General features: G+C 70.8%; 13 protein-coding genes. 11 read left to right on the top strand and 2 right to left on the bottom strand.

What is annotated here, in order from left to right:
- Positions 1–27: 27 nt before the first annotated feature.
- The 9 genes from ACFYYT_RS09665 (at position 28) to ACFYYT_RS09705 (ending at position 11,837) form a co-directional block, all read left to right on the top strand.
- Entirely contained in the window at positions 28–2,172 is a 2,145-nt protein-coding gene (locus tag ACFYYT_RS09665) for an acetyl/propionyl/methylcrotonyl-CoA carboxylase subunit alpha (RefSeq protein WP_351823510.1), read from the top strand.
- An 11-nt stretch (positions 2,173–2,183) separates the two neighbouring features.
- Positions 2,184–3,104, top strand: a complete 921-nt coding sequence (locus ACFYYT_RS09670; RefSeq protein ID WP_351823564.1) for a hydroxymethylglutaryl-CoA lyase — start codon at positions 2,184–2,186, stop codon at positions 3,102–3,104.
- Between the two features lie 8 nt (positions 3,105–3,112).
- Positions 3,113–4,273, top strand: a complete 1,161-nt coding sequence (locus tag ACFYYT_RS09675; protein ID WP_351823513.1) for an acyl-CoA dehydrogenase family protein — start codon at positions 3,113–3,115, stop codon at positions 4,271–4,273.
- A gap of 160 nt (positions 4,274–4,433) precedes the next feature.
- Positions 4,434–5,486 carry an ABC transporter substrate-binding protein gene (locus ACFYYT_RS09680; RefSeq protein ID WP_351823516.1) on the top strand — a complete coding sequence of 351 codons (1,053 nt, stop codon included), beginning with the start codon at positions 4,434–4,436 and terminating at the stop codon, positions 5,484–5,486.
- Between the two features lie 41 nt (positions 5,487–5,527).
- Positions 5,528–6,550, top strand: a complete 1,023-nt coding sequence (locus tag ACFYYT_RS09685) for a siderophore-interacting protein (RefSeq protein WP_351823519.1) — start codon at positions 5,528–5,530, stop codon at positions 6,548–6,550.
- Between the two features lie 143 nt (positions 6,551–6,693).
- Complete coding sequence (locus ACFYYT_RS09690; RefSeq protein WP_351823522.1) at positions 6,694–8,187, top strand: aspartate aminotransferase family protein; 1,494 nt, start codon at positions 6,694–6,696, stop codon at positions 8,185–8,187.
- Positions 8,171–9,472 carry a lysine N(6)-hydroxylase/L-ornithine N(5)-oxygenase family protein gene (locus ACFYYT_RS09695; RefSeq protein ID WP_351823524.1) on the top strand — a complete coding sequence of 434 codons (1,302 nt, stop codon included), beginning with the start codon at positions 8,171–8,173 and terminating at the stop codon, positions 9,470–9,472. Before ACFYYT_RS09690 ends, ACFYYT_RS09695 begins: the two co-directional genes overlap by 17 nt.
- Complete coding sequence (locus ACFYYT_RS09700; RefSeq protein WP_351823527.1) at positions 9,469–10,047, top strand: GNAT family N-acetyltransferase; 579 nt, start codon at positions 9,469–9,471, stop codon at positions 10,045–10,047. The genes ACFYYT_RS09695 and ACFYYT_RS09700 overlap by 4 nt, the downstream gene beginning before the upstream one ends.
- Positions 10,044–11,837 carry an IucA/IucC family siderophore biosynthesis protein gene (locus tag ACFYYT_RS09705; RefSeq protein ID WP_351823530.1) on the top strand — a complete coding sequence of 598 codons (1,794 nt, stop codon included), beginning with the start codon at positions 10,044–10,046 and terminating at the stop codon, positions 11,835–11,837. The genes ACFYYT_RS09700 and ACFYYT_RS09705 overlap by 4 nt, the downstream gene beginning before the upstream one ends.
- Positions 11,838–11,988: 151 nt before the next feature.
- Here ACFYYT_RS09705 and ACFYYT_RS09710 read toward each other — a convergent pair whose 3' ends face one another.
- Positions 11,989–12,474, bottom strand: a complete 486-nt coding sequence (locus ACFYYT_RS09710) for a hypothetical protein (protein WP_351823532.1) — start codon at positions 12,472–12,474, stop codon at positions 11,989–11,991.
- A 751-nt stretch (positions 12,475–13,225) separates the two neighbouring features.
- Here ACFYYT_RS09710 and ACFYYT_RS09715 point away from each other — a divergent pair.
- A complete protein-coding gene (locus ACFYYT_RS09715; protein ID WP_351823534.1) occupies positions 13,226–15,622 on the top strand; it encodes a dolichyl-phosphate beta-glucosyltransferase in 2,397 nt (798 codons plus the stop codon).
- A gap of 49 nt (positions 15,623–15,671) precedes the next feature.
- On the opposite strand, the gene ACFYYT_RS09720 is transcribed toward ACFYYT_RS09715, so the two are convergent.
- Positions 15,672–17,252 carry a beta-N-acetylhexosaminidase gene (locus ACFYYT_RS09720; protein ID WP_351823537.1) on the bottom strand — a complete coding sequence of 527 codons (1,581 nt, stop codon included), beginning with the start codon at positions 17,250–17,252 and terminating at the stop codon, positions 15,672–15,674.
- A 52-nt stretch (positions 17,253–17,304) separates the two neighbouring features.
- Here ACFYYT_RS09720 and ACFYYT_RS09725 point away from each other — a divergent pair, with 52 nt between their 5' ends.
- On the top strand, positions 17,305–18,237 hold the full coding sequence (locus tag ACFYYT_RS09725) for a DUF4429 domain-containing protein (protein WP_351823540.1): 933 nt from the start codon (positions 17,305–17,307) through the stop codon (positions 18,235–18,237).
- The last annotated feature ends 98 nt before the right edge of the window (positions 18,238–18,335 follow it).

Genomic DNA, 18,335 nt, shown 5'->3' on the forward strand with positions numbered 1-18,335 from the left:
GTTGTCTGTGACGTGAGGACTTCTTCGATGTTCAGCACTGTTCTGGTCGCGAACCGGGGCGAGATCGCGGTACGGGTCATCCGCACGCTGCGGGAGCTCGGGATCCGCTCCGTGGCCGTCTTCAGCGACGCCGACGCGGACGCCCGTCACGTACGGGAGGCCGACACGGCCGTCCGGATCGGCCCGGCGGCCGCCGCCGAGAGCTACCTGTCGGTGGAGCGGCTCCTCGACGCCGCTCGCCGCACCGGAGCCGAGGCCGTCCACCCCGGTTACGGCTTCCTCGCCGAGAACGCGGGCTTCGCCCAGGCCTGCGCCGATGCCGGCCTCGCCTTCATCGGGCCGCCGGCGGCCGCCATCAACCTGATGGGCGACAAGATCCGCGCCAAGGAGACGGTGAAGGCGGCGGGCGTGCCCGTGGTCCCCGGCTCCTCCGGCAGCGGCCTCACCGACGCCGAACTGGTCTCCGCCTCGATGGAGATCGGCATGCCGGTGCTGCTCAAGCCCTCGGCCGGCGGCGGCGGAAAGGGCATGCGGCTGGTCCGTGACGCGGCGGTGCTCGGCGAGGAGATCGCGGCGGCCCGCCGCGAGGCACGGTCCTCCTTCGGCGATGACACCCTGCTCGTGGAGCGGTGGGTGGACCGGCCCCGGCACATCGAGATCCAGGTGCTGGCGGACGCCCACGGCAACGTGGTGCACCTGGGCGAGCGCGAATGCTCCCTCCAGCGGCGCCACCAGAAGGTCATCGAGGAGGCCCCGTCGGTCCTGCTCACCCCGGAGCTGCGGGCCTCGATGGGCGCGGCGGCGGTGGAGGCGGCACGCTCCTGCGGGTACGTCGGCGCGGGCACGGTGGAGTTCATCGTGCCGGGCGGGGACCCGTCCTCGTACTACTTCATGGAGATGAACACCCGGCTCCAGGTGGAGCACCCGGTGACGGAGCTCGTCACGGGGCTGGACCTGGTGGAACAGCAGCTGCGGGTGGCCGCGGGCGCGGAACTGGGCTTCGGGCAGGACGACGTCACCCTGACCGGGCACGCGATCGAGGCCCGCGTCTGCGCCGAGGACCCGGCGCGCGGCTTCCTGCCGTCCGGCGGTACGGTCCTGGCCCTGTCCGAGCCCTCGGGCCCGTCCGTACGGACGGACTCCGGGCTGGTGGCGGGGGTCGACACGGGCTCGACGTACGACCCGATGCTGTCGAAGGTGATCGCGTACGGTCCGGACCGGGCCACCGCCCTGCGGGTGCTGCGGGGCGCCCTCGCCGACACCGTGATCCTGGGCGTCCAGACCAACGCGGGTTTCCTGCGGAGGCTGTTGGCGCATCCGGACGTGGTGTCCGGGGACCTGGACACGGGGCTGGTGGAGCGGGACCTCCCGTCCCTCCTCCCGGAGGGGGTGCCCGCGGAGGTGTACGCGGCGGCTGCGCTGCTGTCCGTCCCCCACCCCGCCCCTTCCCGAAACCGTGCCGGGAGCGCGGGGGAGCCGGGGTGGGTCGACCCGTTCGACTGCGCCAACGGCTGGCGCCTGGGCGGCACCCCGGCCTGGACGGTGCACCACTTCAGCCTTCCCGGGCAGGACCCGGTTACCGTCCGCACCCGGCCCGCCGGGCCGGGCCACGGCGCTTCCGGCCCGCTCACCGAGCTGCTCCTGGACGCGGCCCCGCCCGCACCCGACGGCGGCGGCGGCCAAGATCAAGCCTCGCCGGCGATTGAGGCGCGGGGTCCGGGGCGGAGCCCCGGCGCACCGGCCCGGGGCCGGATCGTCCAGCTCACCCCCGACCACCTCACGGTCGAACTCGACGGGGTCACCCACCGGTTCAGCCACGCCGCCTCCCCGGAGGGGACCTGGCTCGGCCGCGACGCCGACTCCTGGCACGTGCGGGCGCACGACCCCGTGGAGGCCAACCTGCGCGGCGGGACGAGGACCGGCGCGGACACCCTCTCGGCCCCCATGCCCGGCACCGTCACCGTCGTCAAGGTGGCCGTCGGGGACGAGGTCGTCGCGGGCCAGAGCCTGCTCGTCGTCGAGGCGATGAAGATGGAGCACGTCATCTCCGCCCCGCACTCCGGCACGGTCACCGAGCTGGACGTCTTCCCCGGCACCACCGTCGCCATGGACCAGGTCCTGGCCGTCGTCACCCCGGACGAGGCCGAGGACGAGAAGGAGGAGACGTCGTGAACGGGCTGCCCATGAGCGTCCCGGCCCCCGGGCTGCCGGCGCGCGTCCGCATCCACGAGGTCGGCGCCCGCGACGGGCTGCAGAACGAGAAGGCGGCCGTACCCACCGCCGTCAAGGCCGAGTTCATCCACCGGCTCGCCGCCGCCGGCCTCACCACCATCGAGGCCACCAGCTTCGTGCACCCCAAGTGGGTGCCCCAGCTGGCCGACGCCGAGCAGCTGTTCCCGGAGCTGGCCGGCCTCGCCGGGGTGCACCTGCCCGTCCTCGTCCCCAACGAGCGCGGCCTCGACCGGGCGCTCGCCCTCGGGGCCACCCGGATCGCGGTGTTCGGCTCGGCCACCGAGACGTTCGCCGCCCGCAACCTCAACCGGACCGTCGACGAGTCCCTCGCCATGTTCGAGCCCGTCGTGGCCCGCGCCAAGGAGGGCGGGGCGCACGTCCGCGGCTACCTCTCCATGTGCTTCGGCGACCCCTGGGAAGGCGCCGTGCCGGTCACCCAGGTGGTCCGCGTCGCCAAGGCCCTGCTGGACCTCGGCTGTGACGAACTGAGCCTCGGCGACACCATCGGCGTGGCCACCCCGGGCCACGTCCGGGCCCTCCTGGCCGCGCTGAACGCGGAGGGGGTCGCGACCGGCCGGATCGGCGTGCACTTCCACGACACCTACGGCCAGGCCCTGTCCAACACCCTCGCCGCACTCCAGCACGGCGTGAGCACCGTCGACGCCTCCGCGGGCGGCCTCGGCGGCTGCCCGTACGCGAAGAGCGCCACCGGGAACCTCGCCACCGAGGACCTGGTGTGGATGCTCGACGGCCTCGGCATCGAGACCGGGGTCGACCTGGCCGCCCTCACCGCCACGAGCGTGTGGATGGCCGAACAGCTGGGCCGCCCGAGCCCCTCCCGTACCGTCCGCGCCCTCTCCCACAAGGAGTAACGAAGACCATGGCCCTCGACCACCGGCTCACCCCCGAGCACGAGGAACTCCGCCGCACCGTCGAGGCGTTCGCCCACGACGTCATCGCCCCGAAGATCGGCGACCTGTACGAGCGGCACGAGTTCCCGTACGAGATCGTCCGCGAGATGGGCCGCATGGGCCTGTTCGGGCTGCCCTTCCCGGAGGAGTACGGCGGCATGGGCGGGGACTATCTCGCCCTCGGCATCGCCCTGGAGGAGCTGGCCCGCGTCGACTCCTCCGTCGCCATCACCCTGGAGGCGGGCGTCTCGCTGGGCGCCATGCCGATCCACCTGTTCGGCTCCGAGGAGCAGAAGCGGGAGTGGCTGCCGAAGATGTGCTCCGGGGAGATCCTCGGCGCCTTCGGCCTGACCGAGCCCGGCGCGGGCAGCGACGCCGGCGGCACCCGCACCACGGCCGTCAAGGACGGCGACGAGTGGGTCATCAACGGCTCCAAGTGCTTCATCACCAACTCCGGTACGGACATCACCGGTCTGGTCACCGTCACCGCCGTCACCGGGCGCAAGGCGGACGGCCGTCCCGAGATCTCCTCGATCATCGTCCCGTCGGGCACCCCCGGCTTCACGGTGGCCGCCCCCTACTCCAAGGTGGGCTGGAACTCCTCCGACACCCGTGAGCTGTCCTTCTCGGACGTACGGGTCCCGCTGGCCAACCTGGTCGGCGCGGAGGGCCGCGGGTACGCGCAGTTCCTGCGGATCCTGGACGAGGGCCGCATCGCGATCTCGGCGCTGGCCACGGGCCTCGCGCAGGGCTGCGTCGACGAGTCGGTGAAGTACGCCAGGGAGCGGCACGCCTTCGGCAGGGCGATCGGCGACAACCAGGCCATCCAGTTCAAGCTCGCGGACATGGAAACGCGCGCGCACATGGCGCGGATCGGCTGGCGGGACGCGGCTTCGCGGCTGGTGGCCGGGGAGCCGTTCAAGAAGGAGGCGGCCATCGCGAAGCTGTACTCGTCGACCGTCGCCGTGGACAACGCCCGTGACGCCACGCAGATCCACGGCGGCTACGGCTTCATGAACGAGTACCCCGTGGCCCGCATGTGGCGGGACTCGAAGATCCTGGAGATCGGCGAGGGAACGAGCGAGGTACAGCGCATGCTGATCGCCCGTGAGCTGGGCTTCGGCGGCTAGGGACGGCAGCTCGGCGCAGCACCGTAGCGCGCGGGACGTGGTGAGGGGACCCAGGAAATTTAGGGTCCCCTTACTGCTTTCGGCCAAGGTTAGGCTAACCTTCCCCCGAACGGCCGCTCCCCCGGCGGCCGCCCCTGCACGCACGAAAGCGGACAACGACATGGTCAAGCCCCGAACCTCCTTCCTCTCGCGCCGCGGCATCATCGCGGCGGGCGGCGCCCTCGGCCTCGTCGCGGCGCTCAGCGCCTGCGGTGGCGGCGACAAGGACACGGCGAAGGACGGCGCGGGCGACAAGGGCGCCAGCGCGGCCGCCTCGGGCCCGTGGAGCTTCAAGGACGACCTCGGCAAGGACGTCACCACCAAGTCCACCCCGAAGAACATCGTCGCCTTCACCGGCACGGCCGCCGCCCTGTCCGACTACGGCGTCCAGGTCAAGGGCGTCTTCGGCCCGACCAAGCTCGCCGACGGCAAGCCCGACCCGCAGGCCGGCACGATGGACATCTCCAAGGTGGAGATCCTCGGCAACGTCTACGACGAGTTCAACGTCGAGAAGTACGCGGCCCTGCGGCCCGACGTGCTGCTCACCAACACCTGGGACGGCTCGTACTGGTACGTGCCCGAGGCCTCCAAGGACAAGATCCTGAAGCTGGCCCCGGCCGCCGCCATCGGCGTCGGCAGCGACGCCTCCATGGACAAGTCCCTCGGCCGCACGGCCGACCTGGCCAAGTCCCTCGGCGCCGACCTGAACAGCCAGAAGGCCGTCGACGCCAAGGCCCGCTTCGAGGCCGCCGCCGCCAAGGTGCGCGAGGCCACCAAGGCCAACCCGGGCATCAAGGTGCTCGTCGGCTCCGGCGACGCGGACCACTTCTACGTCTCCACCCCGAAGACCTCGGCCGACCTGAAGTACTTCGAGTCCCTGGGCGTGGAGTTCGTGGTCCCGGACAACCTCGACAAGGGCAGCGTCTTCTTCGAGAGCCTGAGCTGGGAGAACGCCGGCAAGTACAAGGCGGACCTCATCCTGCTCGACAACCGCACCGGCACCCTGCAGAACGAGCAGCTGACCAAGGAGAAGCCCACCTGGGCCGCGCTGCCCGCCGTCAAGGCCGGCCAGGTCGCGCCGCGCGTGACGGAACCGATCTACTCGTACGAGAAGTGCGCGCCGATCCTGGAAGAGCTCGCGAAGAGCATCCAGAACGCCAAGAAGGCCGGCTGACCACCCGCCTTCCCGGCGCCATCCCAGGGGGGATCCTCCACATGACCGCCACCGCGACCGCCACCACCGCGACCGCAGCCGAGACCACCGCCGCGACCGCCGCCGAGACGGCTGCCGAGGCCGCCGCCGCGACCGCCGCGACCGCCGCCGAGACGGCTGCCGAGGCCGCCGCCGCCGAAACCGCGCCCGCCGTCGCGCACTTCCGGTTCTTCACCCTCGAAGTGCTGCGCACGCGCCGCCTCGGGCACTCGTTCCTGCGCGTCACCTTCGGCGGGCAGTCCCTCGCGGACTTCCGGTCGGGGGGCTACGACCAGAGCCTCTCGCTCTTCCTGCCGCCCGCCCACCGCGAGCACACCGAGCTGCCTTCCACCGCGGCGGACACCTGGTTCGCCGCCTGGCGCGGGATGCCGCAGGAGGAGCGGCCGGTGATGCGCTCGTACACCGTGCGCGCACAGCGGCGCACGCGGGAGGGCGTGGACGAGGTCGACATCGACTTCGTCCTGCACGGGGACTCCTCCCCGGCCTCCCGCTGGGCGGGCCGGGCCGCGGCCGGTCGCCGGATCCTGGCGATCGGTCCGGCCGTGGCCGAGAACAAGTCCGTCCGCTTCCAGCCGCCGGCCGCCACCGACGCGGTCCTGATGTACGCGGACGAGACCGCACTGCCGGCCGCCGCGGCGATCCTGGAGCGGCTCCCCGCCGGAACCCCCGTGAAGGCCTGGTTCGAGGTCCCGCACGAGGACGACCGGATCGCCCCGGCCACCCCGGCGCAGGCGGACATCACCTGGATCGTGCGCCCCGAGGGCGCGGGCCGGGAGCGGACGGAGCAGGTGCTGGAGCAGGTGCGGGCGGCGCGGCTGCCCGCCGCCGGGGCCCCGTACGCCTGGCTGGCGGGCGAGGCCGGCACCATTCGCGCGGTACGCCGCCACCTGGTGCGGGAACGTTCCGTCGACCGGCGATCGGTGCGCTTCACCGGCTACTGGCGCTTCGGTGCGAGCGAGGAGCAGCTGCTCGCGGAGGCGTACGCGGGCCAGGCCGCCAGCGAGGACCCCGCGGCCGAGCTGTAGCCAACGCCCGCGACGGGCAAGGGACATGAGAGAGGGGCCCCGGCTTGTGCCGGGGCCCCTCTGCATTTGGTTCGAGTATTAGGTTAGGCTAACCTAAGCATCGCACCCCGCCCCCCCCTCTCCCCCTGCCCGGAGGAAAGTTGATGCGCTCGCATCTGCTGAACGAGACGACCGCCGACCTCTACCGGCGTTCCGTCACGGAAGGCGTCGACCGCGTCGCCGCCAAACTGGCGACCACGGAACGGCCCCACACGGGCATATCCGTCGACGAACTCGCCCCGGTCATCGCCTCGATCGACCTCGACGCGCCGCTGGGCGACGCCGCCGCCGCGCTCGACGAGCTGGAAGACGTCTACCTCCGCGACGCCGTCTACTTCCACCACCCGCGCTACCTGGGCCACCTCAACTGCCCGGTCGTCATCCCCGCGGTGGTCGGCGAAGCGGTCCTCTCGGCCGTCAACTCCTCCCTGGACACCTGGGACCAGTCGATCGGCGGCACGCTCATCGAGCGCCGCCTCATCGAGTGGACCGCCCGCCGCATCGGCCTCGGCGAGGGCGCGGACGGCATCTTCACCTCCGGCGGCAGCCAGTCGAACTTCCACGCGCTGCTCCTGGCCCGCGACGAGGCCTGCCGGATCGTCATGAAGCGCGCCCTGGACGGCGGGAACACGCTCAGCAAGGCCGAACTCCTGCCGAAGCTGCGCATCTTCACCTCGGAGGCCAGCCACTTCAGCGTCCAGAAGTCCGCCGCCATGCTGGGCCTGGGCTACGAGGCCGTCATCAGCGTCCCCGTCGACCGCAACCGCCGGATGGACACCTCGGTACTCGCGCTGGAGCTGGAGAACTGCGCCGCCGAGGGCCTCTTCCCGATGGCCGTCGTCGCCACCGCCGGGACCACCGACTTCGGGTCCATCGACCCGCTCCCCGAGATCGCCCGCCTGGCCGGCGAGCACTCCGCGTGGATGCACGTGGACGCCGCCTACGGCTGCGGACTGCTGGTCTCCCCCACCCGCCGGCACCTCCTCGACGGCATCGAGCACGCCGACTCCGTCACGGTCGACTACCACAAGTCCTTCTTCCAGCCCGTGAGCTCCAGCGCGATGCTGGTCCGCGACCGCGACACCCTCAAGCACGCCACGTACCACGCGGACTACCTCAACCCGCGCCGGATGGCCGAGGAGCGGATCCCGAACCAGGTCGACAAGTCGATTCAGACCACCCGCCGCTTCGACGCCCTCAAGCTCTGGATGACCCTGCGCGTCATGGGCGCCGACGGCCTCGGCTCGCTCTTCGACGAGGTCATCGACCTGGCCGCCGCCGGCTACGAGATCATCGCGGCCGACCCCCGCTTCGAGGTCGTCGTCCGGCCGCAGATCTCCACCCTCGTCTTCCGCTACGTCCCCACCGACGGCCCCCGCCGCGCGGACCTCCTCGACGAGGCCCAGCTGCACGCCCGCAAGGCCCTGTTCGCCTCCGGCGAGGCGGTCGTCGCCGGCACCAGGGTGGACGGCGCCCAGTACCTCAAGTTCACCCTCCTCAACCCGCAGACCACGACGGCCGACATCAGCGCCGTCCTCGACCTCCTCGCCGCACACGCCGAGCAGTTCCTGGGAGAATCCCTTGCCGTCCACCGTTAGGCCCCACGACTTCATCGGCATCGGCCTGGGTCCCTTCAACCTGGGACTCGCCTGCCTGACCGCGCCGATCGGCGAACTCGACGGCCTCTTCATCGAGTCGAAGCCCCACTTCGAGTGGCACGCCGGCATGTTCCTCGACGGCGCCCACCTCCAGACGCCGTTCATGTCGGACCTCGTCACCCTCGCCGACCCGACCTCGCCCTTCTCCTTCCTGAACTACCTGAAGGACAAGGACCGGCTGTACTCCTTCTACATCCGGGAGAACTTCTACCCGCTGCGCGCCGAGTACAACGACTACTGCCGCTGGGCGGCCGACCGGCTCGACAACGTCCGGTACTCCACCTCGGTCACCGAGGTGACCTATGACGAGGCCGCCGGCCTCTACGAGGTCCACACCGACCAGGGCGAGACCCACCTCGCCCGCCGCCTGGTCCTGGGCACCGGCACCTCCCCCCACCTGCCGCCCGCCTGCGCGGGCCTCGGCGGCGACTTCCTGCACAACTCGGCGTACATGACGCACAAGGCGGAGCTGCAGCAGAAGAAGTCGATCACCCTGATCGGCTCGGGCCAGAGCGCCGCGGAGATCTACTACGACCTCCTCGCCGAGATCGACACGTACGGCTACCAGCTCAACTGGGTCACCCGCTCCCCGCGCTTCTTCCCGCTGGAGTACACCAAGCTGACGCTGGAGATGACCTCCCCGGAGTACGTGGACTACTTCCACGCCCTCCCCGAGGACACCCGCTACCGGCTGGAGACCCAGCAGAAGAGCCTCTTCAAGGGCATCGACGGCGATCTGATCAACGAGATCTTCGACCTGCTCTACCAGAAGAAGATCAGCATGCCCGGCCCGGTCCCGACCACCCTGCTGACCAACACCTCCCTGAACAGCACGGCGTACGACACCACCACCGGCTCGTACACCCTGGGGCTGCGCCAGGAGGAGCAGGAGCGCGACTTCTCCCTCACCACCGAGGGCCTGGTGCTGGCCACCGGCTACAAGTACACCGTGCCCGAATTCCTGAACCCGGTCCGCGACCGCCTGAACTTCGACGGCCGCGGCCGCCTGGACGCGGGCCGCAACTACAGCGTCGACACCACCGGCCGGGGCGTCTACCTCCAGAACGGCACGACGCACAACCACTCCCTCACCTCGCCCGACCTGGGCATGGCCGCGTACCGCAACGCGTACATCGTCTCCGAGCTGCTCGGCCGCGAGTACTACAAGGTCGAGAAGTCCATCGCGTTCCAGCAGTTCGCCGCCCCGGAAGGCACGCACGTATGAGCACCACCGCAGAGATACTCTTCACCCGCACCGACCCGGTCCTCGGAACGTTCGCGCTCCGCCCCCTGGATCCCTTCTCGGACGCGGAGCTGCTGCACGGCTGGGTCACCGACCCCAAGGCCGCGTTCTGGATGATGCAGGACGCCACCCTCACCGAGGTGGAGCGCGAGTACGTGCGCATCACCACGCACGAGCACCACCAGGCCTTCATCGGCCTGCACGAGGGCCGGCCCGCCTTCCTGATGGAGAGCTACGACCCGGCGCGGCTGGAGCTCGTCGGCCTGTACGACGCCCGGCCCGGCGACGTCGGCATGCACTTCCTGGTCGCCCCGACCGACACCCCGCTCAGCGGCTTCACCCGCGCGGTGATCACGACCGTGATGGCCGCCCTCTTCGCCGACCCGGCGAACCTCCGCGTCGTCGTCGAACCGGACGTCGGCAACAAGGCCGTCCACGCCCTCAACGAGGCCGTCGGCTTCGTCCCCGAGCGGGAGGTCGTCAAGCCGGAGAAGACCGCGCTGCTCAGCTTCTGCACCCGCGAGCAGTTCGAGGCCACCCAGCGGGAGTCGATATGAGCCTGTCCGACGCCGTCGCCCACCTCTCCCCGGAGCTGTGGGCCCGCGCCAACCGCGCCCTGGTCCGCAAGGCCCTCGCCGAGTTCTCCCACGAGCGCCTGCTGACTCCGAGGCTCCTGGACCCGGGCCTGGACCCGGGCCTGTACTCGGTCCTCAGCGACGACCGCGCGGTCGAGTACCGCTTCACCGCGACCCTCCACGCGCTGGACCACTGGTCGGTCGACGAGGCCTCCATCACCCGCCACCGGGACGGTGCCGAACTGCCCCTGGACGCGCTCGACTTCCACATCGAGCTCCAGGAGACCCTGGGCCTGAGCGCGGAGGTCCTCCCGGTCTACCTGGAGGAGATCTCCTCCACCCTGGCGGGCACCGGCTTCAAGTACACCAAGCCGCAGATCCCCTCGGCCGTCCTCGCGAAGTCCTCCTTCCAGGACATCGAGACCGGCATGACCGAGGGCCACCCCTGCTTCGTGGCCAACAACGGCCGGCTCGGCTTCGGCGTGCACGAGTACCTCTCGTACGCCCCCGAGACCGCGAGCCCGGTCCACCTGGTGTGGGCCGCCGCCCACAAGGACGTCTCGACCTTCACGGCGGGCGCCGGCCTGGAGCACGACTCCTTCATGCGCGAGGAGCTCGGCGAGGCGGCCCTCACCCTCTTCGCGGCGAAGATGGCCTCCCTCGGCCTGGACCTGGCGGACTACCACCTGCTGCCCATCCACCCCTGGCAGTGGTGGAACAAGACCACCGTCACCTTCGCCGCCGAGATCGCCAACCGCCGCCTGGTCCTGCTGGGCGAGGGCGAGGACGCCTACCTGCCGCAGCAGTCGATCCGTACGTTCTTCAACACCACGACGCCGACGAAGCACTACGTGAAGACCGCCATCTCGGTCCTCAACATGGGCTTCATGCGCGGCCTGTCGGCGGCGTACATGGAAGCCACCCCGGCCATCAACGACTGGCTGCACCAGCTGATCGAGGGCGACGAGGTCCTGCGGTCGGTGGACTTCTCGATCATCCGCGAGCGCGCCGCGATCGGCTACCACCACCGCCAGTACGAGCGCGCCACGGACCGCTACTCCCCGTACCGCAAGATGCTGGCCGCCCTGTGGCGCGAGTCCCCGGTGAACTCCCTCCAGGGCGACGAGCGGCTGGCCACGATGGCCTCCCTCCTCCACGTGGACGCCGAGGGCAAGTCCTTCGTAGGCGCCCTGATCGAGGAATCGGGCCTGACCCCCGCAGAGTGGCTGCGCCCCTACCTGCGCGCCTACCTGCTCCCGCTGCTGCACTGCTTCTACCAGTACGACCTCGCGTACATGCCGCACGGCGAGAACACGATCCTGGTCATCAAGGACGGCGTCGTCCAGCGGGCGATCTTCAAGGACATCGCCGAGGAGATCGTGGTCATGGACCCGGACGCGGTCCTGCCGCCCGCGGTCGAGCGGGTCCGGGCCGACATCCCGGAGGACATGAAGCTGCTGTCGGTCTTCACGGACGTCTTCGACTGCTTCTTCCGCTTCCTGAACTCGATCCTGGTCACGGAGGGCATCTGCGACGAGTCCACCTTCTGGCGGGCCGTGGCCGACTGCGCCCACGCCTACCAGGACTCCGTACCGGCCCTGGCGGAGCGCTTCGAGCGCTACGACCTCTTCGCGCCGGAGTTCCAGCTGTCCTGCCTCAACCGCCTGCAGCTGCGCAACAACAAGCAGATGGTCGACCTCGCCGACCCGTCGGCGGCCCTCCAGCTGATCGGCACCCTCAAAAACCCCGTCGCGCCCTTCGCCCGGCGCTGACGGGGGGGCGGGCGCGGTACCTCGAATACGGTCCCTCGGGCCCGCGCCCGTCCCCACCCCCACAGCCGTGCGGCCCGTCACGACCACACCGCATGCCCCCACCCACAGGTACGCGCCCCCGGAACCCCTCCCGGGGGCGCGTTCTCGTGTCCTACCGCGGCCCGTGCACGGACACCAGATAGACGGCAGTCTTCTCGCCCCTGCTGTCCCAGAGCACCTGGAAGTGGCTGCCGTTGCCGGTGGCGAAGTCCGGGCTCAGGGCGTACGTCCTCGACGGGTCCAGACGGAGGTTCAGGTCCTTCAGAACACGCTCATCGAACGGCGGCGGGTTGCCGGGATAGGTCTTCCCCTCGAAGGTCACCGGCTGGGTCGGCCACGTGAGAACGGTGGAGAGATCGACCCCGTGGTCCTTGAGGTACTGCTCCGCACACGGCGTGGGCACCAGGAAGTGCATCCGCATCTCGGACTCGCCCCAGTTCCGGGAGCCGGTCGACCCCACGTCCTCGACCTCACACTCCGGCAGCCGGAGCCCGAAGTCGTTCAACAGGTCCTCCCGCGACCGCTCCCAAAGTGAGCAGCCCGAGAGCAGCACGAGGGCGGCCATCCCCGCGGCGATGCCGACACTCCTCCTCGCCACGCCCCCTCCCCTTGCCGAACACATGTACACCTCCTCCTCACCACGACCTACGTCACTCATGCAATCAGATCGACGGGAACCACCCTGCCCCCTTGAATGGTGTAGTCCATGCCGAGCCCATAGGCGGGAAGTTGCGCAAAGTCGCCCAGCGGGACGGGTCCGGCCCAGTCGCCTGCATCGAAGCTGTGGGGCGGCTCGCCTCGGCCCACAGGCCGTCGGGGGCATCTCGGGGCTCCTTCCGGCCAAGACTGTTCGTCTTGGCCAACCAGGGAGGGGGAGCCCTGGTGAACAGGTGCCCCGAGTAAGCTGTGTGGCAGTCGAGTCTGCTGACTCCGACGGGGGTGGTACATGGGGGTGCGGAAAGTCGCGGCGGCCGCAGGAAGCGGCACGCCGGAAACGCTGTTCAGCCAAGGCCTGATTTCCTGACGGGACCGGGCGTGCCGGTACGGGGGGTTCGTACCGGGGCATTCCCATGCGCCCCTTTCACTGCGCCTCGCAGCGCGGGGTGCCGTGTGATGGAACGCAGCAGTGAGCCGCGGAGTCGACGAAGCGCGCCGCCTGCTTGTCTCTGGTCAGTACGGTCTGACCAGAGGACCGCTCTGAAGGCCGTTCGATGCCGGCGAAAACCAGCCGAACGGAACAACGAGACGAACGGCTTGAACGCTTGAACACGCAAATTGGCATACTCGCGGCCGGTGCGACCACCGCCAGAAGCGCACCCGCTGTCGGGCCTGGGTCTGTCGGATTGTCCGTGGTCATTCCGGCCTACCGGGAAGAGGAGCGGCTCGCTCCCACCCTGGACGTGGTCCGGAAGTACCTCGATGACCAGGTCGGCAGCGAGCCCGCCGACTGGGAGGTCATCGTCGTCGACGACGGCTCTCCCGACCGGACCGCCGCGATCGCGCTGACGGCCGCCGAGGACGAGCCGAGAATCCGGCTCGTGCAGTCCGAGCAGAACCGGGGCAAGGGCAGTGCGCTGCGCCTCGGCGTCACGGCCTCCCGCGGCCGACGTGTCCTGATCATGGACGCCGACCTGGCGACTCCGGTCGAGGAACTCCGCATACTGGAGCAGGCCTTCGCCGGTGACGACAGCCTCAGCGCCGCCATCGGTTCCCGGGCACACCGCGATTCCGCGATAGAGCGCCAGCAGAGCGTGCTGCGCGAGATTCTCGGCTGGGCCGGAAACCGGGTGATCCGCATGGTGGCCGTCCCTGGGATCCGCGACACGCAGTGCGGCTTCAAGCTGTTCGACGGTGACCAGGCGCGCACCGCCTTCGGCGCCGCCAAGCTCGACGGCTGGGCCATCGACGTGGAGATCCTCCAGTATTTTCGCCGCAAGGGATGGCCCGTGACGGAGGTTCCTGTCCGATGGGCCCACCAGGATGGCTCCAAGGTCAAACTGCTGGACTACCTGCGGACGCTCGGCGAACTGATGCGGCTGAACGCCGACGGCATCGTCATCGCGGCCCTCTACCTGCTGGCCTCCCTCTACCTGTACAAGGGGCTGTGGAGCGACCTCGACGGTGCGATCCTGGCTCACTCGCTGCAGGACCAGAACCAGTGGGAGTGGTTCTTCGGCGTGACCGCCGACAACCTCGCGCACTTGCGCAATCCGCTCTTCACGGATTTCCAGAACATGCCCGACGGTGTCAACCTGATGGGCAATACGGTCATGCTCGGGCTGTCCGTGCCGCTCGCCCCTGTCACGATCCTCTTCGGTCCGACCGTGACCCTCGCCCTGGTATTCACCGTCGGCATCGCGGTGACCGCCTGGAGCTGGTACTGGCTGATCCACCGTCGGCTCACGGATAGCCGCTGGGCCGCAGCGGTCGGCGGCGCGTTGGCGGCCTTCGCCCCGCCGATGGTCTCGCACGCCAACGCTCACCCGAACTTCGTCGTGCTCTTCATGATCCCCGTCATCATCGACCGGCTCCTGCGTCTGTGCGAGGGCAGGCGGGTCGTCCGTGACGGCGTACTGCTGGGGCTGTTCTCCGCCTATCAGATCTTCCTGGGCGAGGAGCCCTTCCTCCTCGCGGCCATGGGCATGCTCATCTTCGGCCTCGTCTACGCCTTCTACGACCTCGGCACGGCACGTAAAGCCGTCAAGCCCCTGGCCAAGGGCCTGGCGATCACCGCGGTGGTTTCCGTTCCCCTGGTGGCATTCCCCTTGTACTGGCAGTTCTTCGGTCCTCAGAGCTACCACTCCGTGCTCCACGGCGAGGGCGGCGCGGGCAACCCGCTCCGTGCCCTGACCGAGTACTCGGCCCGGTCGCTGTTCGGCAACGCCGAGACCGCGGGCAAGCTCTCGCTGAACACCACCGAGCAGAACGCTTTCTACGGCTGGCCCCTGCTGGCCCTGGCCACGGGAATCACGCTGTGGATGTGGCGACGTCCCCTCGTCCGTGCCCTCGGCCTCACCACAGTCGCCGCGGCCGCGCTCTCCCTGGGCCCGCGCGTCGAAATCGACAAGTTCGGGATCTCCGTACCCGGCCCGTGGCGGTTGCTGCGGCATCTGCCCCTGCTCGAATCGGTCATCGAGAGCCGGATCGCGATGGTGTGCGCACCCGTCTTCGGCATGCTGCTCGCCCTGGCCCTCGACCGGGTGGTGGGCTTCCGCGCCCGTGAACACCGCGCGGTCGGCTATGCGGCCGTGGCCGCCGCGCTGATCCCCGTCCTGCCGCTGCCCCTGGTCACCGAAGAACGCGAGAGCGTTCCGGCGTTCATCACCGAGGGCCACTACAAGGACTACGTCAAGGACGGTCGGTCCCTCGTGCCCGTCCCCCTGCCGGACCCGCGGTACGCGGCGGCGGTCCACTGGCAGAGCAGCACCGGCTTCGGCTTCAAGCTGGCGGGCGGCTATTTCAACGGCCCCGACGGTCCCGACCGGGTGGGCATCTACGGTGCGAAGCCGCGCATGCTCTCGACCCTGCTGCGCGACATGCGCTGGGGCGCCGTCCCGCCGCCGGTCGTCACGCCGCAGATGCGCGACGAAGCCCGTCAGGACCTCGCCGCCTGGAAGGCGGGCGTGCTGGTCCTCCCCGGGAACGCCGAGCGCACGCCCGAACTGCGCGGCACGATCACCGCACTGCTCAACAAGGAACCGCAGATGGTCGCGGACTGCCTGATCTGGCGGGTCGACCCGTCCTAGCCTGCCGCCCTCCCTCCGGCGGGGCCGGATCTCCCGTCCCGCTTTCCCCTCACTCCCACGGCACCTCCGGGGCGCGGTAGTAGGGGATGTGCTGGGCCGTGAGGCGGGGGGCCTGGGCGGCCAGGCGGGTGCGGTAGGCCGGCCAGTCCAGGGCGCTCGCCGGGGACCAGCCCAGTTCCGCGAGGCCCAGGACGCGGGGGAAGGCCATGAGTTCCCAGTCGGCGCGGGTCGCGATGGTTTCCGTCCACAGGGGGGCCTCGACCCCGAGGACGGCGGATTCCGGCAGGCCGGCGAGGTAGGAGCCCGGGTCCCAGGAGTAGGAGCGCTGGACCGGGACGTAGCCGGCCCAGGCCAGGCCCGGCTTCGTCGCCGCGTCGTACTTCATGTCCAGGTAGGCGCGGTCGGCCGGGGAGAGGATCACCGGGTGGCCGGCCTTGCCCGCCGCCACGACCGCGGCCTTCTCGGCGGCGGCCGTCCGGTCGTGGCCCCAGTACTGGAGGACCGCGCCCGGCGCCGGGCGGGCCGACGCGAGCTGGTGCCAGGCCACCACCGTCTTGCCGTGGCGGGCCACCACCTGCTGGGCCCGGTCCATGAAGGCCGCGTAGTCCGCCGCCGGGGTGGCGCGGGCCTCGTCGCCGCCGATGTGGAGGTAGCGGCCGGGCGTGAGCTCCGCGAGCTCGCCGAGAACCTGGTCGATGAACTCGTACGTGCGCTCCTTGCCGACGCAGAGCGAGCTGAAGCCGACCTTGGTCCCGGTGTAGCGCTCCGGCGCCTTGCCGTCGCAGGTCAGTTCCCCGTAGGAGGCGAGGGCGGCGTTCACGTGCCCCGGCATGTCGATCTCCGGGACCACCTCCACGTACCGCTCGGCCGCGTACGCCACCAGGTCGCGGTACTCCTCCTTGGTCCAGTGGCCGCCGGGGCCGCCGCCCACCTCGCCGGCGCCGCCGTACTCGGCGAGCCGCGGCCAGGAGTCGACCGCGAGCCGCCAGCCCTGGTCGTCGGTGAGGTGCACGTGGAGGGTGTTGATCTTGTACTGGGCCAGCTGGTCGACGTACCGCTTCACCTGCTCCACCGGGAAGAAGTGCCGGGCGACATCGACCATCGCCCCCCGGTACGCGAAGCGCGGGACGTCCGTGACCGTCCCGCCGGGCACGCCGCCCGGCCCGCGCACCGGCAGCAGCTGGCGCAGCGTCTGCCCGGCGTGGAAGAGCCCGGCCGGGGTGCGCGCGGTCAGCGTCACCCCGGCGGGGGTGGCGGTCAGCCGGTAGCCCTCGGCGCCCAGTTCCCCGGCCCCGCGCTCCAGCCGCAGCCGGATCCCGCCCCCCTCCTCCCCCGCGACCACCGGCAGCGGCAGCCCGCTGGGCCCGCGCAGCTGCTCCGCGAGGAGCTCGCCGACCCGCCGGACCTCCTGCGGGGCGGACGTGCCCGTACGGATCACCGTGCCGGCCCCGAAGGCGTACGGGGCGCCTTCGGCCCGGGCGGAGGCGGGCCGGGGCAGGAGCCGTTCGTAGGGAGCGGGGGCGGGGGCACGCCCGGCGTGGGGTCTGGCGTCGTCAGCGTGGGCCGCGGTGCAGGAGACGGCCGCCCCGAGGACGAGGAGGGTGCCGAGCGCGCGTCGCAGGACTCTCATGCGCCCAGGTATAGGCCAGCCGGCCCCGTATTGCCGATGGGAGAATCCCCGCATGGCGGAAATCATCCAGAAGGACGGCACGTGGACCTTCGACGGGGACACGGTGCGCGTCGTACCGGGCCGCGACAAAGGGGTGGGGCTGCTGCGGCAGCACCTCGGCGAGGTGGCCGTGCCGCTGCGCGCGATCGCCGGCATCAGCCACGAGCCGGGGCGCAAGGCGGGCCGGCTGCGCCTGCGGCTGCGTGACGGGGCGGACCCGCTGCTCCAGGTCACGGGCGGCCGGCTGCCGGAGTCCTCGGACCCCTACCGGCTGACCGTGGAGGCGGACCGCACCGGGGTCGCGGAGTACTTCGTGGACGAGGTGCGCAACGCGCTGCTGCTGGACCAGGTCGATCCCGGCCCCTCGGACGCCTACCTGCTGCCGGGTCCGGCCGTGCCGATCTCGGTCGGGGCGGGCGACGGTTCGGTGGCCTTCGACGGGGACCGGGTCCTGCTGGACTGGAACTGGACGACGGAGGAGGCGAAGCGTTCCGGCGGGCCGCGGGAGTTCCGCGTCGGGGACGTGCGGACGGTGGAGTGGACGCCGTCGAGGGGGCTGGAGAACGGCTGGCTCCGGTTCACCCTCACGGGTTTCACCACGGCCGCCGCGCCCAAGTACGACCCGTACACGGTGGAGCTGTTCGGCTTCAAGAAGGACCCCCTGATGGCGCTGGTCGCGGCGGCCGTGGCGGTCCGGATGCCGCATCCGGCGGCCCACTCCGCCCACCAGCCGACGCCGGCCACCGCATCCGCCTCCGCCTCCGCGCCGGCGCCCGCACCCGCCGCGCTGGCCCTGGCGGACGCGGGCGCGGCCCTCGCGGGAGAGCCCGTCGACCACGACACCCTGCTGCGGCGTCTGCGCGAGCTGGGCGAACTGCACCAGACGGGCATCCTGACCGCCGAGGAGTTCAGTGCGGCGAAGGCCGCCATTTTGGGCCGTTTCTGACCGACCCAGGCCGGAATTCCCCATTCCCTGGTCCAGACCAGCGAGATCCTGCCCGATTTCGGGCAGGATCTTTGCGTTCCGGCTCGTGGGACGTCAAT

The organism is Streptomyces sp. NPDC002032, from assembly GCF_042890765.1.
Taxonomy (GTDB): Bacteria; Actinomycetota; Actinomycetes; order Streptomycetales; family Streptomycetaceae; genus Streptomyces.

What these genes read in the sequence shown, in the direction of transcription:
- ACFYYT_RS09665 (WP_351823510.1), top strand. Translation starts at nt 28, where the DNA reads ATGTTCAGCACTGTTCTGGTCGCGAACCGGGGCGAGATCGCGGTACGG.
- ACFYYT_RS09670 (WP_351823564.1), top strand. Translation starts at nt 2,184, where the DNA reads ATGAGCGTCCCGGCCCCCGGGCTGCCGGCGCGCGTCCGCATCCACGAG.
- ACFYYT_RS09675 (WP_351823513.1), top strand. Translation starts at nt 3,113, where the DNA reads ATGGCCCTCGACCACCGGCTCACCCCCGAGCACGAGGAACTCCGCCGC.
- ACFYYT_RS09680 (WP_351823516.1), top strand. Translation starts at nt 4,434, where the DNA reads ATGGTCAAGCCCCGAACCTCCTTCCTCTCGCGCCGCGGCATCATCGCG.
- ACFYYT_RS09685 (WP_351823519.1), top strand. Translation starts at nt 5,528, where the DNA reads ATGACCGCCACCGCGACCGCCACCACCGCGACCGCAGCCGAGACCACC.
- ACFYYT_RS09690 (WP_351823522.1), top strand. Translation starts at nt 6,694, where the DNA reads ATGCGCTCGCATCTGCTGAACGAGACGACCGCCGACCTCTACCGGCGT.
- ACFYYT_RS09700 (WP_351823527.1), top strand. Translation starts at nt 9,469, where the DNA reads ATGAGCACCACCGCAGAGATACTCTTCACCCGCACCGACCCGGTCCTC.
- ACFYYT_RS09705 (WP_351823530.1), top strand. Translation starts at nt 10,044, where the DNA reads ATGAGCCTGTCCGACGCCGTCGCCCACCTCTCCCCGGAGCTGTGGGCC.
- ACFYYT_RS09720 (WP_351823537.1), bottom strand. Translation starts at nt 17,252, where the DNA reads ATGAGAGTCCTGCGACGCGCGCTCGGCACCCTCCTCGTCCTCGGGGCG.
- ACFYYT_RS09725 (WP_351823540.1), top strand. Translation starts at nt 17,305, where the DNA reads ATGGCGGAAATCATCCAGAAGGACGGCACGTGGACCTTCGACGGGGAC.